Annotated in this window: 22 protein-coding genes; 10 read left to right on the top strand and 12 right to left on the bottom strand. The window is 66.3% G+C overall.

Annotated elements, in window-relative coordinates; translation table 11 throughout:
- Positions 1-139: 139 nt before the first annotated feature.
- Positions 140-1,069: a hypothetical protein gene (locus ABRP34_RS17610; protein WP_353711162.1), complete on the bottom strand. Its 930-nt coding sequence runs from the start codon at positions 1,067-1,069 to the stop codon at positions 140-142.
- Between the two features lie 148 nt (positions 1,070-1,217).
- Between ABRP34_RS17610 and ABRP34_RS17615 the strand changes: the two genes are divergently transcribed.
- The gene (locus ABRP34_RS17615; protein WP_043417724.1) at positions 1,218-1,517 is read left to right on the top strand and encodes a type II toxin-antitoxin system VapB family antitoxin; all 300 of its coding nucleotides are present in this window, start codon (positions 1,218-1,220) and stop codon (positions 1,515-1,517) included.
- Positions 1,510-2,184, top strand: a complete 675-nt coding sequence (locus tag ABRP34_RS17620; protein ID WP_003798472.1) for a LytR C-terminal domain-containing protein — start codon at positions 1,510-1,512, stop codon at positions 2,182-2,184. Before ABRP34_RS17615 ends, ABRP34_RS17620 begins: the two co-directional genes overlap by 8 nt.
- Positions 2,185-2,250: 66 nt before the next feature.
- Here ABRP34_RS17620 and ABRP34_RS17625 read toward each other — a convergent pair whose 3' ends face one another.
- Together ABRP34_RS17625 and ABRP34_RS17630 are read right to left on the bottom strand one after the other, a co-directional pair.
- On the bottom strand, positions 2,251-2,901 hold the full coding sequence (locus ABRP34_RS17625) for a TetR/AcrR family transcriptional regulator (RefSeq protein ID WP_353711163.1): 651 nt from the start codon (positions 2,899-2,901) through the stop codon (positions 2,251-2,253).
- 44 nt (positions 2,902-2,945) lie between these two features.
- Positions 2,946-3,638, bottom strand: a complete 693-nt coding sequence (locus ABRP34_RS17630; RefSeq protein ID WP_353711164.1) for a DsbA family oxidoreductase — start codon at positions 3,636-3,638, stop codon at positions 2,946-2,948.
- 178 nt (positions 3,639-3,816) lie between these two features.
- Here ABRP34_RS17630 and ABRP34_RS17635 point away from each other — a divergent pair, with 178 nt between their 5' ends.
- Positions 3,817-4,857, top strand: coding sequence for a glycosyltransferase family 4 protein (locus tag ABRP34_RS17635; RefSeq protein WP_353711165.1), 1,041 nt, complete (start codon positions 3,817-3,819; stop codon positions 4,855-4,857).
- 41 nt (positions 4,858-4,898) lie between these two features.
- Here ABRP34_RS17635 and ABRP34_RS17640 read toward each other — a convergent pair whose 3' ends face one another.
- The 6 genes from ABRP34_RS17640 to ABRP34_RS17665 all read right to left on the bottom strand — a co-directional run bounded on the left by ABRP34_RS17640 (position 4,899) and on the right by ABRP34_RS17665 (position 11,025).
- Complete coding sequence (locus tag ABRP34_RS17640; RefSeq protein ID WP_353711166.1) at positions 4,899-5,927, bottom strand: Gfo/Idh/MocA family oxidoreductase; 1,029 nt, start codon at positions 5,925-5,927, stop codon at positions 4,899-4,901.
- Between the two features lie 3 nt (positions 5,928-5,930).
- Positions 5,931-6,821, bottom strand: a complete 891-nt coding sequence (locus ABRP34_RS17645) for a biopolymer transporter Tol (RefSeq protein WP_353711167.1) — start codon at positions 6,819-6,821, stop codon at positions 5,931-5,933.
- A 107-nt stretch (positions 6,822-6,928) separates the two neighbouring features.
- Positions 6,929-7,930 (bottom strand): sugar phosphate isomerase/epimerase family protein, encoded by a 1,002-nt coding sequence (locus ABRP34_RS17650; protein ID WP_353711168.1) that lies wholly within the window; start codon positions 7,928-7,930, stop codon positions 6,929-6,931.
- A gap of 1 nt (position 7,931) precedes the next feature.
- Positions 7,932-9,140 (bottom strand): Gfo/Idh/MocA family oxidoreductase, encoded by a 1,209-nt coding sequence (locus tag ABRP34_RS17655; protein ID WP_353711169.1) that lies wholly within the window; start codon positions 9,138-9,140, stop codon positions 7,932-7,934.
- A gap of 8 nt (positions 9,141-9,148) precedes the next feature.
- Positions 9,149-10,270: a Gfo/Idh/MocA family oxidoreductase gene (locus ABRP34_RS17660; protein ID WP_353711170.1), complete on the bottom strand. Its 1,122-nt coding sequence runs from the start codon at positions 10,268-10,270 to the stop codon at positions 9,149-9,151.
- On the bottom strand, positions 10,267-11,025 hold the full coding sequence (locus ABRP34_RS17665) for a sugar phosphate isomerase/epimerase (RefSeq protein WP_353711171.1): 759 nt from the start codon (positions 11,023-11,025) through the stop codon (positions 10,267-10,269). The genes ABRP34_RS17660 and ABRP34_RS17665 overlap by 4 nt, the downstream gene beginning before the upstream one ends.
- A gap of 136 nt (positions 11,026-11,161) precedes the next feature.
- Here ABRP34_RS17665 and ABRP34_RS17670 point away from each other — a divergent pair, with 136 nt between their 5' ends.
- The 4 genes from ABRP34_RS17670 (at position 11,162) to ABRP34_RS17685 (ending at position 15,625) form a co-directional block, all read left to right on the top strand.
- The gene (locus ABRP34_RS17670) at positions 11,162-12,373 is read left to right on the top strand and encodes an ROK family transcriptional regulator (protein WP_003798493.1); all 1,212 of its coding nucleotides are present in this window, start codon (positions 11,162-11,164) and stop codon (positions 12,371-12,373) included.
- A 51-nt stretch (positions 12,374-12,424) separates the two neighbouring features.
- Positions 12,425-13,519 carry a Gfo/Idh/MocA family oxidoreductase gene (locus ABRP34_RS17675; RefSeq protein ID WP_353711172.1) on the top strand — a complete coding sequence of 365 codons (1,095 nt, stop codon included), beginning with the start codon at positions 12,425-12,427 and terminating at the stop codon, positions 13,517-13,519.
- Between the two features lies 1 nt (position 13,520).
- Positions 13,521-14,270 carry a ThuA domain-containing protein gene (locus tag ABRP34_RS17680; protein ID WP_353711173.1) on the top strand — a complete coding sequence of 250 codons (750 nt, stop codon included), beginning with the start codon at positions 13,521-13,523 and terminating at the stop codon, positions 14,268-14,270.
- 161 nt (positions 14,271-14,431) lie between these two features.
- Positions 14,432-15,625, top strand: a complete 1,194-nt coding sequence (locus tag ABRP34_RS17685; protein WP_353711174.1) for an MFS transporter — start codon at positions 14,432-14,434, stop codon at positions 15,623-15,625.
- Between the two features lie 208 nt (positions 15,626-15,833).
- Here the strand turns inward: ABRP34_RS17685 and aceB are convergent, their stop codons facing one another.
- Both aceB and aceA read right to left on the bottom strand, forming a co-directional pair.
- Complete coding sequence (gene aceB, locus ABRP34_RS17690; protein WP_353711175.1) at positions 15,834-17,504, bottom strand: malate synthase A; 1,671 nt, start codon at positions 17,502-17,504, stop codon at positions 15,834-15,836.
- 264 nt (positions 17,505-17,768) lie between these two features.
- Positions 17,769-19,085, bottom strand: coding sequence for an isocitrate lyase (gene aceA / locus ABRP34_RS17695; protein ID WP_353711176.1), 1,317 nt, complete (start codon positions 19,083-19,085; stop codon positions 17,769-17,771).
- Between the two features lie 160 nt (positions 19,086-19,245).
- Between aceA and ABRP34_RS17700 the strand changes: the two genes are divergently transcribed.
- Positions 19,246-20,760, top strand: a complete 1,515-nt coding sequence (locus ABRP34_RS17700) for a helix-turn-helix domain-containing protein (protein WP_353711177.1) — start codon at positions 19,246-19,248, stop codon at positions 20,758-20,760.
- Positions 20,761-21,270: 510 nt separating this feature from the next.
- Positions 21,271-23,019, top strand: a complete 1,749-nt coding sequence (locus tag ABRP34_RS17705; RefSeq protein WP_353711178.1) for a pyruvate dehydrogenase — start codon at positions 21,271-21,273, stop codon at positions 23,017-23,019.
- Positions 23,020-23,116: 97 nt separating this feature from the next.
- Here the strand turns inward: ABRP34_RS17705 and ABRP34_RS17710 are convergent, their stop codons facing one another.
- A complete protein-coding gene (locus tag ABRP34_RS17710; protein ID WP_353711179.1) occupies positions 23,117-23,473 on the bottom strand; it encodes a DUF1801 domain-containing protein in 357 nt (118 codons plus the stop codon).
- A gap of 174 nt (positions 23,474-23,647) precedes the next feature.
- Between ABRP34_RS17710 and ABRP34_RS17715 the strand changes: the two genes are divergently transcribed.
- The gene (locus ABRP34_RS17715) at positions 23,648-24,922 is read left to right on the top strand and encodes a serpin family protein (RefSeq protein WP_353711180.1); all 1,275 of its coding nucleotides are present in this window, start codon (positions 23,648-23,650) and stop codon (positions 24,920-24,922) included.
- Positions 24,923-24,929 lie beyond the last annotated feature (7 nt).

A 24,929-nucleotide genomic window follows, 5' to 3' on the forward strand; every position in this document is an offset into this window, starting at 1 on the left:
GTCGGTAATGGTGTTTCTCCCAAGCTGCTAGGGGTGAAGTCTTACTTGCATGATAGTCCTGCCGGTAAAACTTGCCGGGCAGGCGGCTTGGTGGTGGGCCGGGCCTCTAGGCCCCGCCCCCTGTGCCGCGGCAGCGGGCTTAGCCCAGCAGCGCCTGACGCCAACCCGCCAGGAACGCTGCCCCGGCGTCGTCGTGAATGACCGTTTCCGGCAGGCCAAGGTCGGCGGCGGTGAGAACGTCATAGGGCTTGGCCGGGACGCCGTCCGCGGGACGGACGTCGACGTGTTTCACGGCGTGGTCGTTGTGGTGCAGCCAGTCGGCCATGGCGTAGTCGGTGCGGGAATCGCCCACCGTCCGCCAGGCCTGCGGTGTGATTCCCTGGGCCGCCAGCAGCTCCACCGCGCGGCTCGCGCCAAGGTCCTTGCCCAGCCGGACGGACTCAATGTCCGTGGAAATGATGGTGGGGTCCACGCGGTAGTCGATCTCGTCGTCAGAGTTCGGCGCGTGGTGCTCCAGCCGTACGACGCCGAAACCGTGGCGTTCCATGAGCTCCAGCGCCTCGGCATCAAACAGCTTCTGCTCGGCGAGGTATTCACTGTTGGGCACCTCGATGTGCTGCTCCACCGACACCATGGCGCGCTTGGTTTCATCGAAGAACATGTGGGACGCGTAGTCCTCAGCCACCATGCGCCGGATATCGTCGCCGTAGGCCGCCGGCACGGCAAGCTCGTGGTCCACGTGGATGGGGCCGGGGCCGGCAGCGGTGTAGCTGAACCACACGGCGCCCTTTTCGCAGATGGCGTGGATCAGGGTTCCGCCGGGCATTCCGGCTGCGATCATGGGCGCCATGACCTGCTCGCGGATGAACGCATCCGAGCGCCCGGTGTTGAAGATGACCGGTATTCCGGCGTTCGCGAGGGCCACCAGATCGGCAATGATTTCCGGTTTCACATCCCTGGTCACCGGGCTGGCGACAGGGCCGTCGACGTCCAGGAGAAGGGCCAGGGCGGGTGCCGACGGAGTGTGGGGGCCGAACCCGGTGGCGGGGTTCGCTGAAGGTGCAGTCATGGCTCCATTCTGTCAGCCGGCGCCGGCCAAACCGCCCGCACAGCGGGTCGCGGCCAGCATGTGACACATAGTTACTGTTTGGCTACAACCTTCCGCGGCGCGCTGATTCCACATTCCCTAGAACCGGCCAGTTGCTTACGCTTGCAGGGTGATATTCAAAGCTGTGGGCGAGGGACGCCCTTACCCCGACCATGGTTTCAGTACCCCCAAAGACTGGGCGGCGCTTCCGCCCCGTCCCGTGCGGCTGGATGAACTTGTGACCACCAAGCGGACCCTGGACCTTGAAGCGCTCCTTGCCGAGGACTCCACTTTCTTTGGCGACCTGTTTCCCCACGTGGTGCAGTACCAGGGCACCCTCTACCTGGAGGATGGCCTGCACCGGGCGGTAAGGACGGCACTCCACCAGCGCACCGCCATACATGCAAGGGTGCTCGTGATCGATGGCTAGAAAACCCAAAGACCTGACCGTTCTCCACGGTCACCGCGTCATTACCGGCCCCGAGCTCAGGGCCACGTTCGTCGACGACGACGAACATGCGGAGAACCCCGGCCGGCTCCGCCGCCGGATCCTGCACGGTGTGGTGCTCGTGCTGCTGCTGGGCCTCATTTTCGCAGGAGTCATGGGGGCTATGGGTGTGATGAGCGGGCAGATCAAGTTTCCGTCCGCCATCCAGGCGCAGGAGAACTCCTCCGTCTGCCCCGCCACAACCTTCGACTACACTCCGCCGGCCAAGGTGAAGGTGAACGTCCTCAACGCCACGAGCCGCAACGGCCTGGCCAAGGCGGCAGCCAATGAATTCAAAGCCCGGAAGTTTGTTGTTGGCAACGTGGCCAACACCCAGACCGGATACCGCGGCGTGGCGGCAATCGTCTCGGGTGCTGCCGGACAGTCGGCGGCCTTCACCGTGCAGCGGAACCTGCCGGGCTCCGATTACTTCCAGGACGGGCGCAAGGATGCCAGCGTGGATGTGATCCTGACCAGCGACTACCGCGGCCTGGTCAAGCCGCAGCTAGTTGACCAGACGCCCGGCCAGCTCAGTTGCCCGCGTGAAAGCCGGCGCGTGGCCGACGACTCGCAGTGGCCTGTCATGCCCACCCAGGGCGCCAAGCCCTGATCTTCAGCGCCGGCCGGGTCCTGCCGCTGGCTTGCCCTTAGCCGGCCGGCTGATCCCGCCTGGTCCTTAGCCGGCCTCAGCGGCCGGCGGCTGCAGGCGCAGGGGGCGGCCGCCGTCGTCGAACCTTGCCCCGGCGCCCAGCTGGATGAAGCGGACGGTCCGGGAGATCCTGTCCTCCAGATCTTCGGTGGCATCGCCGCCGCGGGCAGCGCTGGAGGAGAGCGTGCCGTGGATCAGCTGCGCCTGCTGCAGGGGATCGGCCCTGGGGAAGTAGCCCTGGTCCATGCCGTCGCGCAGAATGTCCTGCAGCATGTCATTGAGCCCGCCCACGTGGTCCGCCAGCTTGGCGAACGACGCCGGCGAGAGGACTGAGCCCATGGCCGGACCCGGGGGCAGATGGCGCCGGCTGAGATCCTCCACCTGGGCACGCACGTACAGGGCCAGCTGCGCCACCGGATTGTCCAGCCGGGCCAGCGACTCGCGCAGCCCCGTCATGAACCGTTCCGTCTCCACGAGCGCGTAGGCGATCAGGAGCTCTTCGATGTCGGCGTAGTAGTTGTAGACAGCCGTGCGGCCAATCCCTGCATGCCGGGCGACGTCCGTCATGGTGAGCCCGGGCAGGCCGTGGGAGAAGAGGAGCTCACCGAAGGCGTTCAGGATGCGGCGCTGGGTCTCGGCGCGTTGGGCAGCGTTGGTGGGGGCCGAGATCCGTGGCATAGGGACACTTTACCGCCATCTGTCACCAAACCGTTCAGGAAGCGTCAGACGGGGCAGCCGTCCGGGCCGCACGCTTCGGCGTCGCCGGCCATCATCAGCGGGTGCGACTCCTGCCAGGCCTGCTCGAGGGCCATGGTGAAGCTCGCCGCAGGCTGGGCGCCGGACAGTCCGTACTTGCGGTCGATCACGAAGAACGGAACGCCGCTGATGCCCAGGGCGCGGGCTTCGGCGAAGTCGCGGCGGACGTCGTCGGCGTACCTGTCGGTGCTGAACAGCTCGGCAACGTCACGTGCGCCGAGCCCAAGATCTGCGCCGACCGAGGCGAGGTAGTCGGGACTGCCGATGTCCTTGCCGTGCTCGAAGTGGTCGCTGAGCAGCCGCTCCTTGGCCGCATCCTGCTTGCCGTGCACCGCAGCCAGATGGATCAGCCTGTGGGCCGTAAAGCTGTTGGCAACGACGACGGCGTCAAACCGGTAGTTGAGGCCCTCACCTTTGGCCTGGGCTGCTACATGCTCGAACATCTGCGTGACCTGGGCGGGGGCGAGGCCCTTGCGTGTGCTGAGGTAGTCCAGTTCGGTGCCGTCGTAGTGTTCGGGCAGGGTCGGGTCCAGCTGGTAGCTGCGCCACTGCACCTCCACCTGGTCGCGGTGCGGGAACTGGGCAAGGGCGGCCTCGAACCGGCGCTTGCCGATGTAGCACCAGGGGCACGCGACGTCTGACCAGATCTCAATCTTCATGCCTGCGACAACTCCCGGGCCCTCCTGGGCATTCCTGCGGAGGCAGTTGCTTTGGTCACGCCGGCCGGACGCTGTTCTCTGGTAGCCAGGCTTCCCGCAGCCCTTGTCTGGCGGCGGGTCCGGCCATATTGTTTGGACTAACTCCCGGCGGTCAGGCCGTACATTCGTGGGAGGCAACATGCGCATTGGACTGATATCGGCCCCATGGATCCCGGTTCCACCGCCCGGGTACGGCGGCACCGAACGGGTGGTGGACAGCCTTGCGCGCGGGTTCGCTGCGGCCGGGCATGAGGTCCTGCTGGCCGCCCCGTCGGACAGCACCTGCCCCGTTCCCCTGGCTCCACGGATGCGTCCCTCGGAACCGGCGGATATGGGTTTGGCATTGTCGGAGCTGAGCCACATCATCCGGGCATACGACGGCATGGCAGGCGTCGACATCATCCACGACCACACCCTGACCGGACCGCTGTATCCCCACCGGCCGGCCGGAGTTCCGGTGGTCACCACCATCCACATCCGCCTGGCACCGCAGGCCCTGGACCTGTACAGCGCCATAGGCAAGACCGCCGGCATCATTGCCATCTCCCATGACCAGGTCAGCCGGTCCCCGCAAGTCCCGGTGACGAAGGTGATCCACCATGGCATGGACGTGGCGTCGGTTCCGGTGGGTCAGGGGAACGGCGGTTACCTGTGCTTCGTCGGACGGATGTCCCCGGACAAGGGCATCCTCGAAGCAATCCACATCGCACGTGCCGCAGTAATCCCCCTGCGCATCAGCGCCAGGATCCAGGGACCCGAGGAGCAGAGCTATTTCGACGACGTCGTCAGGCCGGCGCTGGGACCCGATGTGGAGTTCACGGGGCCGCTGTCCGACGCCGAAAAATACGAACTGGTGGGCGGCGCGCTCGCGTTCCTGAATCCGATCCAGTGGCCGGAACCATTCGGACTCGTGATGATTGAGGCGCTGGCCACCGGAACGCCCGCTGTGGGGACTCCCGCCGGTGCGGCTCCCGAAATCGTGGAGCACGGGATCACGGGTTACCTCGGCGGGGTCGACCAGCTCGCTGGATTCGCCGCCCAAGCCGGAGGCCTCAGCCGGGCGGCCTGCCGCGCCTCGGTGGAGCATCGCTTCAGCTCGGCCCGCATGGTGGCGGACCACCTGGCGCTCTATGAAGAGATTGTGGGCGGACATGCCGCGGAGCGCCGGCACATCACCTAGCTATATTGACCCAGCTGGCAGTGCTCCGGGACTGCACAGTTTCAGTCATTGGGGGTCCCTTCCTGGGCGGCGTCGTACTTGAGGCCGATCTGGCGGCGGATCTCGTCCATCGCGGCCATGACAGCCACGCTCTCGTTCGGGGGAAGAACAATGCCCGCGGTGAGGCCGGCCCCGATGAGGCGTTCCATCTCGGCCGCTTGGTACTGCATCCCCCGGCTGGTGACCCTCTGGTCAAACTTTTCCAGGACATTGCCCGCAGTGTCGAACCGGGTGAAGGGCGTCGGGTTGTACCAAGTGGGCTCGATGTCGATCCACCCCTCAGTCCCAATGATGGCGGCGCGGTTGTTTGAGGCGGTGTCCAGGGCACAGTCCACGAGAGCCTGCTGCCCGTCCGCGTACTCGAAGATTGCTGCCGTTTGCCTGTCCACGCCCGTGGCCGTCATCGCGGCGCTGGCCCGGATGGTGTCCGGTGTGCCGAGGACGTCCAGGACAAAGGACACCGGGTAGACGCCGAGGTCCAGCAGCGCACCGCCGCCCAGGGCAGGGTCGTTGAGCCGGTGCGTGGGATCCTTGGGAAGGTTCTGGTTGTGGCTGGCCGTGACCTTCCGGATCTGTCCGAGCGAGCCCTCGGCGATGATCTCGCGGAGCCGGATCATGTGGGGGAGGAAGCGGCTCCACATGGCCTCCAGTGCCACGAGCCCCTTGGCCTCAGCCAGCGCAAAGATTTCCTGCGCTTGCCGGGCGTTGATGGTGAACGGCTTCTCCACCAGCACGTGCTTTCCGGCGTTCAGGGCGAGCAGCGCGTGGGCATGGTGGTACGTGTGCGGCGAGGCAATGTAAACGACGTCGACGTCCGGGTCCGTAACCAGTGCTTCATAGCTTGCATGTGCGGTGGGAATGGCGAACTTTTCACGGAACGCCTTGCTCGATTCTGCGTTGCGGGAGCCGACGGCCTGCACAGTGAAGCCGTTCTCGGCAAGGTCCTGCGTTTGCAGGCCCGCGATGAATCCCGTGCCGAGGATTCCCCAGCGGATGTGTCCGTCGGAAGTGCCATTGGGATGGTTGGTCACTGCTCAGTCCTTTGCGGGGTTGGAGTTGGCGGGCGGGTACGCGACGTACGCGAACCGGGTGGAATCGGGCGCCCAGCTGTTGACGTTCAGTGTTCCCTGGCCGCCGAAGAGGGCCCAGGTCTGCAGCGGCGCGGCCCAGTTATCGGTTGAGACAAGTACGACGTCGACCGGCAGGTCCGCCGGGTGGCCTTGCGTGCCACTGGGGAAACGGAGATAGCTGGCCAGGCGGCCATCGGGGGACAGATGCGGGAACCAGTCGACGGTGTCGCTCGACAGCAGTTGCTCGCGGCCTCTGCCATCCGCGCGGATGCGGGCGAGCTGGGCGTGCCCGGGCGCGCTGGTGAACGCCTCCGTGTTGAAATAGAGCCACTCTCCGTCGGGCGAGTACTCGGGGCCGTCGCAATGCCCGTCACCGGTGTCGAACCACGACGGCGGCCCGCCGCCCGCGGGCAGGGTCAGGAGCCGGCCGGGCTGCGTGAAGTTTCCGGCCTCGATACCCACATAGGCGAGCTCACCGCCGTCGGGACTCACTCCGTGCAGGAAGTGGAAGAAGCCGTCGTCGGCCGTGACCCTCCGGCCCTCTCCGCCGCCGAGCGGCGCATGGTAAATGTGACCGTCGTTTGCCGATAGAAAGATGCCTGTCCCGTCGGGCGCCAAAACGTGGTCGTTGTTGAGCTCGGGGATGCCGCTGAGGGGAACCTGGCTGAGCTGGCCGCTGCCCGGCTCGAACCGCCAGAGCGCGCCGACCCCGTTGAGGATGAGGGCCGAGCCGTCGAGAGTCCAGTTGGGCGCTTCGAGGAGGAGTTCTTCGGACCTGAACACCAGCTCGCGGTCGCCAGTGACGGACGCGATCCAAACCTCGCAGCGCTGGCCCGGCTGAAGGGTCCGCAACATTTCCAGAGCTCCTTGAATTCAAATGTTCCGCCACCGGCATTGTGCGCCCTGTCCCCACCGGGCTTCGCCGAACACGGCGTCGTTGTGATGTGGCGGGTGCCTGCCGGTCAGTCTTTGGTGCTGAAGGCGGCGTCGAAGCTGGTCTGGGAGGCGGGGAAGTCGAACTTCTTCAGCGCGGCGAGGGCTTCGGGGGCGCCGTGGAGGCGGTCCATGCCGGCGTCTTCCCATTCGATGCTGATGGGGCCGGTGTAGCCGATCGCGGTGAGGGCGCGGAAGGAGGATTCCCAGGGGACGTCGCCGCGTCCTGCGGAGACGAAGTCCCAGCCGCGGCGGGGGTCGCCCCAGGGCAGGTGGGAGCCCATGACGGTGTTTCGGCCCGTGAACCGGAGCTTGGTGTCCTTGCAGTCCACGTGGTAGATCCGGTCTTTGAAGTCCCAGATGAAGGAGACGGGGTCGATGCCCTGCCACATGAAGTGGGAGGGGTCCCAGTTCAGGCCAAACGCTTCGCGGTGGCCGATCGCTTCGAGGGTGCGGACGGTGGTCCAGTAGTCGTAGGCGATCTCGGACGGGTGGACTTCGTGGGCGAAGCGGACGCCGCATTCGTCGAAGACGTCCAGGATGGGGTTCCAGCGGTCCGCGAAGTCCTGGTAGCCGGCATCGATGACCTTTTCCGGGACGGGCGGGAACATGGCGACGTACTGCCAGATGGAGGAGCCGGTGAACCCGACGACGGTGTCGACGCCGAGGGCTTTGGCGAGCCGGGCGGTGTGCTTCATTTCCTCGGCGGCACGCTGTCGGACGCCTTCGGGGTCGCCGTCGCCCCAGACCTTGGATCCCACGATGGCTTCGTGCCGGAAGTCGATGGGGTCATCGCAGACGGCCTGGCCCTTGAGGTGGTTGGAGATCGCCCAGACTTTGAGGTTGTACTTGTCCAGGATGGCGAGTTTGGCTTCGACGTAGCCGGGTTCGTCCCACCGCCAGGCGTCCAGATGGTCGCCGGAGACGGCGATTTCGAGGCCGTCGTATCCCCAGCCGGAAGCCAGCTTGGCGACTTCCTCGAACGGGAGGTCGGCCCACTGGCCGGTGAACAGGGTGTACGGGCGGGGCATGTCAGGCTCCTTTGGTCGGTGTGGCGGCTGCGGCGCCGGTGGGCTGGACGAGTTGGATGGTGGCGCTTTTCGCTGCCGCGGACTCCTCGACGGCAGCCAGCACGCGCTGGACGGCGAGGCCCTCTTCGAACGCCGGCGACGGCGCCTCGCCGGCGCCGATCGCGGACAGGAAGTCGCGGATCTCGTGCGTGAAGGTGTGTTCCCAGCCGATGATGTGGCCCTGCGGCCACCAGACATCCAGGTAGGGGTGGTCGGGCTCGTTGACCAGGATCCGGCGGAAACCCTGCTCCCGCACCGGGGCGGTGGCGTCCAGGAAGCCGAGTTCGTTCAGGTTCTCGAGGTCGAAGAGGATGGTGCCCTTCTCGCCGTAGACCTCCAGCTTCAAGGAGTTCTTCTGACCGGTGGCCACCCGGGATACTTCGACGGAGGCGATGGCCCCGGAGGCGAGGGACAGTGTGGCCCAAGCGGCGTCGTCGACCGTCACGGCCTCCGGCCCGTGCTGTCCGGGCCGGACTGTCGTGAAGGTGTGCAGCCGGCCGGAAACCTCGGTCACGGCGTCCCCGAGGAGGAACAGGACCTGGTCGATCGCGTGGGAGGCGATGTCCCCGAGGGCGCCGGACCCGGCGGTTTCCTTGTTCAGCCGCCAGGTCATTGGTGATTCCGCGTCCGCGAGCCAGTCCTGCAGGTACGCGGCACGCACATGCCGCACGGCGCCGAGGCGGCCCTCCGCGATCAGTTGCCGGGCCAGTGCCAGTGCGGGCACTCGGCGGTAGTTGAATCCGACCATGGACTGCACGCCCCTGGCCCGCGCCGCCTTGGCAGCGTCGGTCATGGCCTCGGCCTCCGCGAGGGTGTTGGCCAGCGGCTTCTCCACGAGCACATGCTTCCCGGCTTCGAGGGCGGAGATGGCGATCTCGGCGTGCAGCCAGCCTGGGGCACAGATGTCGACGATGTCGATGTCGTCCCGTTCCAGGACGGAGCGCCAGTCCGTCGCGGACTCGGCCCAGCCATACTTTGCCGCTGCCGCTGCGACCTGGCCGGCGTCCCGGCCCACGAGCACTTTCTGCTCGAAGGCCGGAACGTCAAAAAAGCTGGCGACGTTCCGCCACGCGTTCGAGTGGGCCTTGCCCATGAAGGCGTAACCGATCATCGCCACGCCCAAAGGGCGGCTGGCTACGGACGGTGTGCCGGGTGATTCGCGGGAAGTCATTGGTATTCCTAGAGAGTGAGGGCGGTGGGGTTCCAGTCCTCGGGGAGGGCTGCGGACGCGGGGACGGAGCTTTCGACGTCGACGAACGTTCCCGATTCCACGGATTCGGAAATCGAGACCATGGTGTCCAGGACGTGGTAGGCGAGGTTGCCGGTGGCGCGGTGCGGAACTCCGGCGCGGATGGAGCGTGCCATGTCCAGTACGCCCATGCCGCGTCCGTTGGCCGGGCCGGTGGCCGGGATGACCGTCCAGTCTTCGTCGCCGGTGCGCCAGAGCTTGATGTCGCCGTCGAAATTATTGGGGTCCGGAAGTGAGATGGTGGCTTCGGTGCCTGTGATCTCCACAAATCCCATCCGCAGGCGCGGCGACTCGAACGAGAAGACGCTGTGCGAGGACTGGCCACCCTCGAACTGGGCCATCGCGGAGACATGGGTGGGGACATCCACGGTGAATTCCTCGCCGGCCTTGGGACCGGAGCCGATGACGCGGACTCCCTTGGCCTTGGACCCGACGGCGGCGACCTTCCGGACCGACCCGAACGTCTGGACGAGGGCTGTGAGGTAGTACGGGCCCATGTCGAACAGCGGCCCTGCACCGTGCTGGAACAGGAAGGCCGGGTTCGGGTGCCAGGACTCCGGCCCGGGGGTCTGGAACGTGGTCATGGCGGTGAGCGGGGTGCCGATGTCGCCGCGTTCGATGAGCCTGCGGGCAGTCTGCAGTCCCGCTCCGAGGAACGTGTCCGGCGCGGTGCCGAGGCGGATTCCCGCCGCGTCGGCCGTCTTCAGCAGCCCCAGCCCCGATTCGCGGTCCAGCGAGAAGGGCTTTTCGGTCCAGACATGCCTGCCGGCGTTGACGGCGGCGGTGGCCACCTCCACGTGCGCCGCCGGGATGGTCAGGTTCACGATGATTTCGACGTCGGGATGGTTCAGCGCGGCATCCACGCCGCCCCACTCGGGGATGCCGTACTCCTTGGCGCGTGCCTCGGCAGCCTCCTCGAAGAGGTCAGCGATGATGTGGACCTTGAGGTCCGGGAAGACGGTCAGGTTGTCCAGGTACTGCTTGCTGATGTTACCGGCGCCGATGACGCCGACACCGACGGGGCCGCGGTGGGCGAATGCGCCGCCGCTCATGCCTGTGCTCCTCCGGTGGTCTTTGCGGAGCCGGAGTTCAGGAAGCTGAGCGACTGGGTGATGCCGTCGAAGATGTCACCGGTGTAGTCGTCGAATTCCACGACGCCCACTTCCAGGGACTTTGCCGCGCCGATGACGTCCCATACCGGGATCCTGCCTTGGCCGGCCGGCTGCTGGGCCTTGGTGTCGGTGTTCAGCGGTCCGTCCTTGATGTGGATGAACTTCACCCGGTCGCCCAGCTTGGTCAGGATCTCCACCGGGTCCTGGCCGCCCACGGCAACCCAGTAGGTGTCCACCTCCAGGACCAGCTCGGGATCCAGCAGCCCTTCGAAGTACTCCAGGGCTGTCTTGCCGCCGATGGTGGACTCCAGTTCCCAGGCGTGGTTGTGGTAACCGACGCGAATGCCGTATTCGGCGCCCTTCTTGGCGGCGGCGTTGAGCTTTGCTGCGGTCGCCTGGATGTCCTCGGCCTTCTGCCAGTGCTCGGCGGTGATGTACGGCTCGATCACCGTGCCGATGCCGAGTTCCCTGGCGGCGGCGAAGATCTGGTCCTGGTCCTGGCTCAGCAAGGGCGCGTGGCCGGAGGGGGCGGTCAGGCCGTTCTCCTTCAGTGCAGCGCCGAGTTCCTTGGCCGTGGTCACGAAGTTGTAGGGCTCCACCTGGGTGAAACCGATCTCAGCTACCTTCCGGATGGTGCTCGGCAGATCCTCCTGGATGGCGTTGCGGAGGGTGTACAGCTGGAGGGAATACGACATGGCGCTCCTTTGCGGATTCTGTCTGGTTATTGCTCAACCTAGGATGACTTTTGCCGTTCGTCAAGCAAAAGTCGGAAAGTTATCGACAAGCTTTTTGAGGTGTGACACGCAGAAGCAATCGTGCTTCACTGATCCCATGAGTCGAACTGGGCATGCGGAACTGGCCTCCACGGACAACATCGGAAGTCTCTCGCGAGCCGGCGACCTGTTTCAGTTGCTTCGCGATGGCAAGGCCCGAACCCGCGCTGAGCTGGCGTTGACCACGGGGCTCGCCCGCTCCACGGTGGCCTCACGCATTGACGCACTGATTGCCTCCGGACTGGTCGGTCCCGCGGGTGAGGCGACATCGAGCGGCGGCAGGCCGCCGTCGCGCTTTGCCTTCAAGCCGGCTGCCCGGGTAGTGCTGGCTGTCGACGTCGGTGCTACACACGTGATCATCGCTGTCACTGACCTGGGCGGAAAGATCCTCAGTGAACGGCGGTTGGCCCAGGATGTGGCCGAGGGGCCGGAAGCCGTGCTGGGGCGGATCATTACCGATGCGACGTCACTGCTGGCGGTGACGGGGAGGACTTCGAAGGACCTTGCTGGTGTGGGGATCGGCCTCCCGGGACCCGTGGAGCATGCCACCGGTATGCCCGTGAAGCCGCCCATCATGCCGGGTTGGGACGGGTTTGATGTGGTCCGCCACGTCCAGGGCTCGTTCCCTGTTCCGGTACTGGTGGACAACGACGTCAATATCATGGCACTCGGTGAACGCACAGCCCACTGGCCGGAGCACGACAACTTCCTGTTCATCAAGGTGGCCACGGGCATTGGCGCCGGCATCATCAGCAGCGGCCAACTGCAGCGCGGCGCCAACGGCACGGCGGGGGACCTGGGCCACGTCCGCGTGCCGAGGGGCGATGACGTTCTGTGCCGGTGCGGCAACTATGGCTGCCTCGAGGCGCTCGCGTCGGGCCCGGCTGTGGCGCGGGCACTGGCGGCGCAGGGCGTTCAGGCGGAGAGCGGAGCCGACGTCCTCAGCCTGGTGGCCGGCGGCAACCTGCAGGCGATCCAGGCCCTGCGCCAGGCAGGACGGGACGTGGGTGACGTGCTCGCCACGGTGGTGAACCTGCTCAATCCCTCCGTCATTGTCGTTGGCGGAAGCCTGGGCCAGGCGGGCGAACACCTCATGGCGGGCGTCCGGGAAGTGGTTTACCGAAGGTCCCTGCCCCTGGCCACCACGCACCTGCGCATTGGCCTGTCGATGGCGGGCGGCCAGGCTGCAGTGCTGGGCGCGAGCCAGATGGTCACCCAGCACGTCCTGTCCCCGGCCGTCATCGAGGCCAGCCTGCAAGCTGCGGGGTAACGGCCAGCACGCACCCCTGAACATCCAACTGAAGCGAAACGGAGACTTGAATTGAGCAAGCACAAATCGGCGCCCCTGCGGGTCGGCGTCGTTGGAATCGGCTGGGCCGGCCAGCAGCACATCGAGGCCTACAAGAACCTCGACGGCGTGGAGCTGGTTGCGGTCGCCGCGATGGAAGAGGACCTGCTTAAGAGCATCAAGGACGAGTACAGCGTCCCCCACACGTTTGCCCGCTGGGAGGACCTGATCGAACTCGACGGGCTCGACGCCGTCAGCGTAGCCGTGCCGACCTTCCTGCACGCCCCGATTGCCATCGCGGCGCTTGAACGCGGACTGCACGTCCTGAGCGAAAAGCCCCTGGCACGTAACGGCGAGGAAGGCCTCCAGATGGTGGAAGCGGCGCGTAAAGCCGGCCGCGTGTTGGACGTGGCCTTCAACCACCGCCGCCGCGGTGACATCCAAAAGCTGAAAGGCATTATCGACGACGGCGAACTCGGCCGGCCGTACTACGCCAAGGCTTCGTGGCTCCGCCGGCAGGGGATCCCGATGCTGGGCAGCTGGTTCACCAACCCTGCCCTGGCGGGCGGCGGCCCGCTCGCCGACATCGGCGTCCACGTCCTGGACTATGCCCTGCACCTGCTGGGTGAACCCAGGGTCATCTCCGTCTCGGCGTCGACGCATTCCGAGCTGGGCCCCCGCGGCCTGGGCGGCAACGCCCGCTACACCGCCATGAAGTCCTCCCACAAGTTTGAGGTGGAGGACTTCGCGTCGGCGTTCATCCGTCTTGAAGGCGGCGGCACACTGGTCCTCGAAGCCGGCTGGGCAGCCTACCGGGACGAGGAAGACCTGATGGACTTCACCGTTTACGGGACGGACGGCGGAGCGGAACTCCGCGCCGTCGGGGCCTCCAACGTCCCTGTCGCAGATGTCCGGATCTTCAAGGAAAAGGACGGCGAGAACGCCGACTATGTGGTGGTCGCCGAGCCGGGCCGGGCGCACCAGGCTGTGGTGGAGGACTTTGTGGAAGCCGTCCGCGGTGGCGAGACCGTGTGGGGCGCCCACGACGGCTCGCTCGCCCTGACCCGTGCCCTGGTGCTCGACGCCTGCTACAAATCCGCCCTCGAACAGCGCGAAGTGAGGCTCTGACATGACCGGCAAACTCAACATCCTGGTATGGAACGAAGGTGTCCATGAGGCGAACAACCAGCCGGAAACCATGGCTGAGATGTACCCCAAGGGCATGCACGGCGCCATCGCCGACGGACTCAAGGGTTTCTACCCCGACTCCGGCATCACCACCGCCACGCTGGCCGACCCGGAACACGGCCTGTCCGAGGAGACCCTCGCCGCCACCGACGTGCTCCTGTGGTGGGGGCACGTTGCCCACGGCGAGGTCAGCGACGACGTGGTGGAGCGGGTCCAGCGCCACGTTCTGGGCGGCATGGGTCTTGTGGTGCTGCACTCCGGGCACTTCGCCAAGATCTTCACGAAACTGCTCGGCACCACATGCTCCCTGAAGTGGCGGAACGAGGGCGAGCGGGAACTCGTGTGGACCGTGAAGCCGTCACACCCGATCGCCGCCGGCGTGGAAAGCCCCATTGTGATCCCGAAGCAGGAGATGTACGGCGAGCTCTTCGACATTCCCGAGCCCGACGACCTCATCTTCATCAGCTCCTTCGAAGGCGGCGAGGTGTTCCGCTCGGGTGTGACGTTCACGCGCGGCAAGGGCCGGATCTTCTACTTCAGCCCGGGCGACCAGGAGTACCCCGTGTACCACCAGCCGCAGATCCAGCAGGTGATCGCCAACGGCGTGGGGTGGGTGGCGCAGCCGGGCCGGTTCCGCGAGGCACCGGGCGTCAGCAATGCCCCGCGGGACTGGTTCCTGCAGGCTCCCTAGGAACCCCGCCGGTCCAGCGCGAACGCACACTTGGGACCCGGCGCTCCAGCGCGAACGCACACTTGGGACCCGCCGTCTTTCCGCCCTTGGGGGCGCCGCATGATAGCAATAAGGGTGATGAAACCCCTTGCACACTCCCAGCACACTGACGTCCGCGCCCTATGAGGGGCGGCACCGGAACGAAGGTTCCCCGCAGCTGGATCCTGCTCGCGTGCATCGGACTCATCGCCCTCAACATGCGGGGCCCCTTCGTGGCGGTGGCACCGGTACTGGGTCCAATGCAGCGGGAGCTGGGTTTTTCACCCGTTGAGCTGGGCCTGCTGACCGGGATTCCGGTCCTGTGCTTCTCGCTCGCGGCGCCGCTTGCCTCGCTGGCCGGGCGCCGGTTCGGGGCGGAGCTGGCCATCACCCTCACGCTGGCGGGCGTCCTCGCCGGTGTGGCGGTCCGTTCGGCCGGCGGCGGCGCCATGGTGATGGCGGGAACGGTCATCCTGGGCCTGGCCATCACCGTGGGCAACATCGCCGTGCCGCTGATCATCCGGCGGGATTTCTCATCGCGGCGCCAAGGGACCGCCATGGGCATCTACACGGCTGCGCTGAACGTCGGATCGTTTGCTACGTCCGTGGTTACGGCGCCGCTGGCGGAGCTGGCCGGCTGGCGGGCTGCCATTGCGGGATCTGCGGCCTTCGCCATCGCGGCCGTCGGCGTCTGGATTTTCGCCTCCGGGCGCCGGGCCTTCATCCCCGCGGCCGACGACGGCACGGGCGGCCCGCCGGCAGCCGGCCGCCCGGCGTCGCGATGGATCACGGTGGGTCTGACGGTCGGTTTCGCCGGCCAGGCCATCTCCTATTACGGCGTGACCGCCTGGCTGCCCACCCTGCTTTCCGATGAACTCGGCATGACGCCGGCAGCCGCCGGGGCGGGGTCCTCCCTGTTCCAGATCATGGCCATCGCGGGCGGCCTGGGTGTGCCGCTTGCGGCCCGGTTCATGAGTACGACGGCGGTGGCGGTCACCTTGGGTGCCATGTGGCTGACCGTTCCGCTGGGGCTGCTGTTCGTTCCCCAGTTGTGGTGGCTGTGGTCCTCGCTCGGGGGAGTGGCGCAGGGCGGCGGCATCACACTCATCTTCATCGCCATCATCAAGCTCGCCCGGGACCAGGCGTCCGCGGGCCGGATATCGGCGATCGTCCAGGGTGTGGGCTATGGCGTAGCGGCGCTGGCCCCGACTGTGGTGGGCTACGTCCACAGCACGTCGGGCACCTGGTCCATGCCCCTCCTGGTGATCCTCGGGTCCGTGCTGGCGTTCGTCATTTCAACCACGCTGTCCGTACGGAAGGTGCCCCGCCAGCGCTAGCTGCGGTCCCGCCGTCGTACATTCCTTAAACCTCAAAGCGCGACCTGGCAGCTAACGCCCTCAAACGTGGGTTTTTGGGTCATTAGCTGCCAGCTCGCGCTTCAAGGTGGTTCCGCTGCCGGGCCGCCTCCCCGGCCTTCGGGGGTGCCTGTTGCGAAGGGCGTGGCGGCCCGGCGGGCGGAAGTGTGAGACGGTTCAGGGGCGATGCCTAGGCGGCGACGAGCTCGTCCTCGATGGCCTCGGCTGTGGCGTCGACACCCTCGCGGGCTTCGTGCAGGTACCGGGCGTAGGCGGGAACCGTGAGGAAGCTGGGGAACTTGTCACTCAGCGTGACCTCCTCGAAGATGTCGCGCGCATCGGCAAAGCGGTCACCGTCGAAGCGCTCCAGCCGGGCGAATTCCTCGTCCAGCATCTCCTCCACCCATTCGCGGCTGATGATCTCGCCGTGGTCCGTGATGGCGCGGGAGTAGATCCACTGCCACAGCTGCGAGCGGGAGATCTCCGCGGTGGCGGCGTCCTCCATCAGGTTGTGGATGGCGACTGCGCCGTTGCCGCGCAGCCAGGACTCGATGTAGCGGATGCCCACTTCGATGTTGTTCCGGATGCCCTGTTCGGTGATGGTGCCGTGTGTCGCGGCCACGTTGATGAGGGCGCGGTCGTCGGGGGTGACGTCTTCACGCAGGCGCTCCAGCTGGTTGGGCTTATCGCCGAGGACGCCGTCGAACACCTCACGGCAAACGGGCACCAGGTCCGGGTGCGCCACCCAGGAGCCGTCGAAGCCGTCGGCTGCCTCGCGGGTCTTGTCCGCGCGGACCTTCTCGAAGGCGTTCGCGTTGGCGGCCTCGTCCTTGCGGTTGGGGACGGCGGCGGCCATGCCGCCGATGGCCATGGCGCCGCGCTTGTGGCAGGCGCGCACCAGCTGTTCGGTGTAGGCCCGCATGAAGGGCTGGGTCATGGTGACCTGGCCGCGGTCGGGGAGGACGAAGCGGGGGCCGCGGGTGCGGAAGTTCTTGATGAGGGAGAAGATGTAGTCCCAGCGGCCGGCGTTCAGGCCTGCGGCGTGGTCCCGCAGTTCGTACAGGATCTCCTCCATTTCGAACGCGGCGGTGATGGTTTCGATCAGCACGGTGGCGCGGATGGTGCCTTGCGGGATGCCGAGCAGGTCCTGGGCGAGGATGAAGATGTCGTTCCAGAGCCGGGCTTCGAGGTGGTTTTCGATCTTGGGCAGGTAGAAGTACGGGCCCTTGCCCTGGGCCAGGAGGCGGCGGGCGTTGTGGAAGAAGTACAGGCCGAAGTCCACGATGCCGCCCGCGATGGGTTCGCCGTTGATGAGCATGTGCTTCTCCGGCAGGTGCCAGCCGCGGGGCCGGACCACGATGGTGGGCAGGTCCTCGGCGGCCTTGAGCTTGTATTCCTTGCCCTCGGGCGAGGTGAAGTCGATCCGGCGCTCCAGGGCATCGGTGAGGTTCAGCTGGCCTTGGATGACGTTGCGCCACGACGGCGTGGAGGAGTCCTCCATGTCCGCCAGCCAGACCTTCGCACCGGAGTTCAGGGCGTTGATGGTCATTTTGCGGTCCACCGGCCCGGTGATTTCCACCCGGCGGTCCTCCAGACCCGGTGCCGGGGGAGCGACCCGCCAGTGCGGATCGTTCCGGACGGACTCGGTCTCCCGCAGGAAGCGGGGGTCCTGGCCCCGGGCGATGTCCTCCCGCCGGGCCCGGCGCGCCCGCAGCAGCTCTTGCCGCCGGTCCGCTGTGGCCCGGTGCAGCTTCGCAATGAAGCCCAGCGCATCCGGAGTGAGAACCTCTCCCTGCCGGCAAATCGGCTGAGCGGTCAAGGTTATGCCATTGATCGTGAAGTTGTCAGTGAAGCTGTTCATTTCATCTGCTCCTTAAAGCAAGAAGGAAAGTTCGACGGCGCGGCGGCGGCTGGTGCTGGGAGGCCGGAAAAGGCAATCCTCCGCGTGCTGTTCCCCATGCCCGGCAGGGGCCTCGCAGAGCTCGGCCAAGCCGGGGCATAGGGCCCCTTTTACGCACGCTTCCGGATCACCTTTTCCGGCCCGAGGCGTGGGCACCTGGGCGCCGGCCGCCGTCGTGCCTTCCGGTGAGCGATGACGACAGCTCACCTTTGGGCTGGATGGTGACTAGTGGAACTGGCCCTCTTCGGTCGATCCGACCAGGGCGAGGGTGGATGCGTTCGGGTTGAGCGCAGTGGAGATGTCGTCGAAGTAGCCGGTGCCGACTTCGCGCTGGTGCTTGGTTGCGGTGTAGCCGCGGGACTCGGAGGCGAATTCCTTTTCCTGGAGTTCGACGTAGGCGCTCATGCCTTCGCGGGCGTAGCCGTGGGCGAGGTCGAACATCGAGTAGTTCAGGGCGTGGAACCCGGCCAGGGTGATGAACTGGAACGTGAAGCCCATGGCGCCGAGTTCGCGCTGGAACTTGGCGATGGTGGCGTCGTTCAGGTGCTTGCGCCAGTTGAACGACGGCGAGCAGTTGTAGGAGAGCATCTGGTCCGGGAACTCGGCCTTGACGGCTTCGGCGAACTTGCGGGCCAGCCCGAGGTCCGGGGTTCCGGTTTCCATCCAGATCAGGTCCGAGTACGGGGCGTAGGCCTTGGCGCGGGCGATGCAGGGTTCGATGCCGTTGCGGACCTTGTAGAAGCCTTCCGGCGTGCGTTCGCCGGTGATGAATTCCTGGTCGCGCTCGTCGACGTCGGAGGTGATCAGGGTGGCTGCCTCGGCGTCGGTGCGGGCGATGACGACGGACGGGGTGCCGGCGACGTCGGCGGCGAGGCGGGCCGCGTTCAGGGTCCGGACGTGCTGCTGGGTGGGGATGAGGACCTTGCCGCCGAGGTGGCCGCACTTCTTCTCCGAGGCTAGCTGGTCCTCCCAGTGAACACCGGAGGCGCCGGCCTGGATCATGGACTTCATCAGCTCGTAGGCGTTCAGGGGCCCGCCGAAGCCGGCCTCGGCGTCGGCGACGATCGGGACCAGCCAGTCCTCGACGGTCTGGATGCCTTCGGAGAACTCGATCTGGTCGGCGCGGAGCAGGGCGTTGTTGATGCGGCGGACCACCGTGGGAACAGAATTCGCCGGGTACAGGGACTGGTCCGGGTAGGTGTGGCCGGAGTTGTTGGCGTCGGCGGCCACCTGCCAGCCGGAGAGGTAGATGGCGCGCAGGCCCGCCTTGACCTGCTGGACGGCCTGGTTGCCGGTGAGGGCGCCGAGGGCGTTGGTGTACTTGCCTTCCTTGTGCTCCTCGGTGAGCTGCTTCCACAGCTTCTCGGAGCCGCGCTTGGCAAGGGTGTGCTCTTCGGAGACGCGGCCGCGGAGACGGACGACGTCGGCGGCGGAGTAGTCCCGAGTGACGCCTTCCCAGCGCGGGTTGGCAGCCCACTCGAGCTCCAGTGCGGCGGCCTGCTGCTCGGGCGTCTGCTGGTTGGGCTCAAATGCTGCAGTCATCTTTGTCTCCTTGTTAGCTCCCGGGCCATTCCGGGAAGTTTTTCCGGGCTGACCGTCCCTGCGCCTTTGCAGGTCCGGCCAGTTCCGGAGGGGTTTTCCTTCGTGACACCTACTTTTCTGCACTTCCAAAGCGCTTTCTAGAGGAAAAAGCTGGAAAGAAATGCGTTTCTTCGCGTATTCTTCAGAAATGTCGCCTTCAAGCTGGAACAGGGAAGTTTCACAGCCGCCGTCGTCCCCGCCGGCGGCCGAACTGGACGTCATTGCGCTGGGCCGCCGGGTGCGCCACCTGCGCAAGCAGGCGGGCCTGACACTCGATGACCTGAGTGCCGCCGTCGGGACTGCACCGAGCCAGCTGAGCCTCATTGAAAACGGCAAGCGGGAACCAAAACTCGGGCTGCTGCAGCACCTGGCCGGGGCGCTCGGCGTGGGCATTGACCAGCTGCTGGGAGCCGAGCCGCCCAGCCGCCGGGCGGGCCTGGAAATCGAGCTCGAACGGTACCAGCGCGGACCGCTGTACGAGTCCCTGAACCTGCCCAAAATCCGCATCAGTTCGCGGTTGCCGATGGATGTCCTGGAGGCCCAGGTGGGACTGCTGCACGAGCTCGAACGCAAGATGAACGAGCAGGTGGCGACGCCGGAGGAAGCCCGCCGCGCGAACGGTGAACTGCGGGCCATGATGCGCGAACGCGGCAACTACTTTCCGGAGTACGAGGCCGAGGCGCAAAAGGTGCTCAAGGAGGTCGGTTACACGACCGGACCGCTGAGCCAGCACGTCATCGCAGACATCGCGGAGCACCTCGGATTCACCCTCCACCATGTGGGTGACCTGCCGCATTCCACCCGTTCGGTGACGGATTTGAAGAACCGCAGAATTTACCTGACGCAGAGCGAGCGCCAGGACCATGACCCGCGCTCCGTGCTGCTGCAGGCCCTGGGCCACTACGTCCTGGGGCATGAGACGCCCCGGAACTACGGTGATTTCCTGGCCCAGCGGGTGGCTACGAACTATTTCGCAGCGGCGCTCCTGCTGCCGGAGCAGGCCACCGTGGAATTTTTGCAAAAAGCCAAATCGGCGAAGGAGATCGCGGTGGAGGACATCCGCGACGCCTTCGCCGTGTCGTACGAGACGGCCGCCCACCGTTTCACCAACCTGGCCACCAAACACCTGGGCATCACCACGCATTTCCAGAAGACCCACCAGAGCGGGATCATTTACAAGGCCTACGAGAACGACGGCGTCAACTTCCCGCAGGACCACACAGGGGCCATCGAAGGGCAGCCGTCCTGCAAGGCCTGGACCTCCCGCGCCGTGTTCGACGTCCCGGACAAGTTCAGCGCCTACAGCCAGTACACCGACACGCCGTCGGGCACGTACTGGTGTACGGCGCGCACGGACCGGTCGGCCACCGGGCAGTTCTCGCTGAGCATCGGGGTCCCGTACCAGCACGTGAAGTGGTTCCGCGGCCGGGAGACGACGGCCCGGGCAACGTCCAGCTGCCCCGACCCCAACTGCTGCAAACGGCCCCCGGCGGCGCTGACATCCGAGTGGGCGGGCAACGCCTGGCCGTCCGCGCGGGCCCACTCCCACCTGCTGGCTGCCATGCCCCCGGGCGCCTTTCCCGGCGTGGACGAGACAGAGGTGTACACGTTCCTGCAGGCCCACTCGGGAAGCTGACCGGCGCTCTGTCCGATCCGGCGGGTTTTTCCACGACACTCTCGCAGTTCCTGCAGCGCATCCCGGAACGCTCTCTCAGCCGTCAGTCCAGGAAGGGCAACCCAAGGCCGTTCTCCGCCCGCCGCAGCCTGGCCTCCTTGATCGCATTCCTGGCGTCTCGCCGGTGCAGCACCGCGCCCAGTGCGGGAAGGTAGGGAGTCCCCAGCGCGCTCGCAGTCCCGCGTCGTGCGGGTCGCGGGCCGTTCTGGGTGACAGATGACTACTGCCACGTGGCTGGGATCTGAGCGTCACGCATGACAGGTTTTTAGCGGGCACCCCCATTTGGAAGCCCGGAAATCCGCGGATCCCCCTGCCCCAACAGCCCAAGAACTTGCTGTACGTGACGCCATGAGGCCGGCGAAAAGCCCTTCACCGTCGTCGTTCCCGTCCAAAAGCTGAAACCCCCGCCAAGGTGAGCGGACTATATTGGCCCTTGTCAGCCCACCAACTTGATTGCGGGAGCGTGCACCCATGGCCAAGGAACTTGCCACCCAGCTCATCGAACAACTCCAGGCCGCCGGCGTCCAGCGGATCTACGGAATCGTCGGGGACAGCCTCAACCCGATCGTCGACGCCGTCCGTCAGGCCGGCGGATCGCAGCAGGGCGGCATCGACTGGATCCATGTCCGGCACGAGGAGGCCGCAGCCTTCGCCGCGGCAGCCGAAGCCCAGCTGACAGGAAAAATCGCCGTGTGTGCCGGCTCCTGCGGCCCCGGCAACCTTCACCTCATCAACGGCCTGTACGATGCAAACCGCTCAGGGGCACCTGTTCTGGCCATCGCCTCACACATCCCGAGCAAGCAGATCGGCAGCGGCTTCTTCCAAGAAACCCATCCTGACCGGATCTTCAACGAATGCTCCGTCTACTCGGAGCTCATCAGCACTGCGGAACAGGCTCCCCGGGTAATGCACAGCGCCATCCAGCACGCCGTCGCGTTGGGCGGCGTCGCCGTCGTCACCCTTCCCGGCGACATCGCCGGCCTGGAGGCAACCGGTGAGACTCCGATGCCAGCAAACTTCCGGCCAGCCACTCTGACACCGGCGCCGGAAAGCGTCCAGGAACTGGCCGATGCCATCAACGCTGCCGGCAAGGTTGCCATCTTCGCCGGGGCGGGCACGCAGGGCGCCCATGACGAGGTCATTGCGCTCGCGGAACTGATTGGCGCGCCGGTCGGCCACACCCTGCGGGGCAAGGACTTTCTGCAGTACGACAACCCCTATGACATCGGGATGACCGGCCTGCTCGGCTACGGAGCGGCCGCCGAAGGCATTGAGGACGCGGACCTGCTGATCCTGCTGGGCACCGACTTTCCCTACGACCAGTTCCTGCCCGGCACCCGCACCGCCCAGGTGGACCGGGCCGCCCACAGGCTGGGCCGGCGGACCGACGTCGACATCGCCGTCCATGGCGACGTGCTGCCCACGATCACGGCACTCATGCCCTTGCTGGAACGCAAGAAGAACCGCCGCTTCCTCAACCAGATGCTCAGGAAGCACGACAAGCTCATGAACAAGGCCGTCGGCGCCTATACCCGCAAGGTGGAAAAGAAACAGCCGATCCACCCGGAATATGCCGCGTCGCTGCTGGACCAGGTAGCGGCGGAGGATGCCATTTTCACCGCGGACACGGGCATGTGCAACGTGTGGACCGCCCGCTACATCAACCCGCTGGGCACCCGCCGGCTGATCGGCTCCTACCTGCACGGCTCCATGGCCAATGCACTGCCGCACGCGATCGGCGCGCAGCTGGCGTACCCTGGACGGCAGGTCATTTCGGTTTCGGGTGACGGCGGCCTGTCCATGCTGCTTGGCGAGCTCATCACCGTTGCTGCCCACCGGCTGCCCGTGAACGTGGTGGTCTTCAACAACTCCACCCTGGGCATGGTCAAACTCGAAATGCTCGTGGACGGGCTGCCTGATTTCGGCGTCGATGTGCCGGACGCCAACTATTCTGCGGTCGCCCGTGCCCTCGGCTTCCATGCCGTCCGCGTCACGGATCCTGCCCGGATCGAGGATGCTTACCGTGAAGCCTTCGCCCATCCCGGCCCTTCGCTGGTGGAGCTGATCACGGATCCGAAGGCACTGTCGATTCCGCCGAAAATCACTGGCTCGCAGGTCCTCGGGTTCGCCACCGCCATGTCGAAGGTGGTCCTGAACCGCGGCGCCGGCGAGGCCGTGAGCATGGCGCGCAGCAACGTCCGGAACATTCCGCGGCGGTAAGGGTGGCGCGCACCATCGCAAAGCGGACGGCGGGTGTGCCCTCCGACGTCCGCTCCCGCCGTCGTACGCGTTCGACGGCGGGTGGTACAGACGGCGGTTATTGCCCCCGGCGCTCGGCGGCGAGAAGCGCCGCCGTCCGTTCGATGAGTCCGTAGGGGAGCGGCTTGCCTAGCGGGAATTTGAGCGTGCCCTTGGCGGCCCGGAAGGGCGCAACGTCAGCCTGGAAGGCGTCATCGCCGGACGGCACCGGGTAGACCGAAATATGCCGCGCCCAGCCCGCGAAATACACCACATACTTGCCGCCGAGCGTGACCGTGGGGATGCCGTAGCTGATCTTTTCGCCGGAACCCGGTACAGCCGCACGGCACCTGCGCCGGACCTCCTGGAGGACGTCCTGCACATCGGCGGGAAACTGCGTGATGTAGTCGTCAACGCTGTCGAAATGCTGGGCCACCGCGCTCCTCCTCGATCCATCGGCATGCCTCGAGGATACGCCCGGGCCGGATATGTGGGCGCCGGGGATGAGACCAAACCGACGGCAAACCGTGACCGGACAGGCATCGTTACTGTCAGCCCCCGCTGATTGACTGTGAATATACGGTGTTCGCCGGATGAGCCGAGGACTGCAATGAAGAGGATCCAAATGGCCAAGATGGTGGCGGCCTCGGCCGCGGTCACACTCGCAACGGCGTGCTCGGCGCCGGTGCCGGGAATGTTGAAGGCCGACGGCGTGGAGCGGGTTTCGGTGGATGGCACGGCGTACGCCGCTGAGTTCCGCGCGTTCCGGGACTCCGCCTTGGGACTTGGCCAGGCACTGCTGGCCAACGGCGGCGACGGTTCGGGCGGGAATGTGGTGTCCTCGCCGGGAAGCTTGCTGGTTGCACTGGCGATGCTTCGGGCCGGCGCGTCCGGGGAAACGGCTGCCGAGCTGGACACTGTTGTGGGTTTCCCGGTGGAGAGGCGCGACGAGGCCATGAATGCGCTGCTCGCGTCCCTGGCGAAGTTCGACGGCGATCCCGGGGCCGTGAACGAGGACAACCCGCCGCGGAGGCCTGTCATGCATGCCGCCAACGGATTGTTCGTGGACAAGGGCGTGCCAACCGGTGAATCATTCCTCGGCACGCTGGCCAGGCACTACGGAACCGGCGTATATCCGGTGGACTTCACCGACGAGGGCGCCACCAAGCCCGCGATCGATGCCTGGGTGGACAGGAACACGGGCGGCCGGATCAAGGAAGCGCCCGCGAAGCACGACCCCCGGAACACGTTCAGCCTGCTCAATTCCGTCTACTTTACGGCGGCCTGGCAGACCCCGTTTGACCCGGCCTCAACGTCGGATTTGCCCTTCACCCTCGACAGCGGCGAGCATATCGACGTCCCGGCCATGCACAACCTGCTGGAGATCAAGTACGCGGAAGGGGCAGGCTGGCGGGGTGTGGACCTCCCGTATGCTGAGGGCTTCGTGATGCGTCTGGTGCTGCCGGACGCCGGGGCGGATGCCTTATCCAAGGGGCCACGGCTCATGGAAATCGCGAGCGCCTTGGACACCGCGCCTCTGGACACCGTGCAGATTCAGCTGCCCCGCTGGGACCACAAATGCAGCTTCGACCTGCGCACCGTCCTGGACGACGCCGGACTGCATAAGACCCTCACCACCACTGAGGACTTCAACGCGATCCAGCCGAACATGACCATCATGCAGGCAGCGCAGACCGCCAACATCACGGTGGCCGAGAAGGGAACCGTGGCTGCCGCCGTAACCCAAATCAACGGCAGGGTGACCAGCGCGCCACCCCGGCCCGAACACACCATCGACTTCGACCGGCCGTTCCACTACCAGATCGTGCACGTTGAAACCGGGTTGCCTCTATTCATGGGAACAGTGGCGGACCCGCGCTCCTGACCGGACG

The organism is Arthrobacter sp. K5, from assembly GCF_040448525.1.
Taxonomy (GTDB): domain Bacteria; phylum Actinomycetota; class Actinomycetes; order Actinomycetales; family Micrococcaceae; genus Arthrobacter; species Arthrobacter globiformis.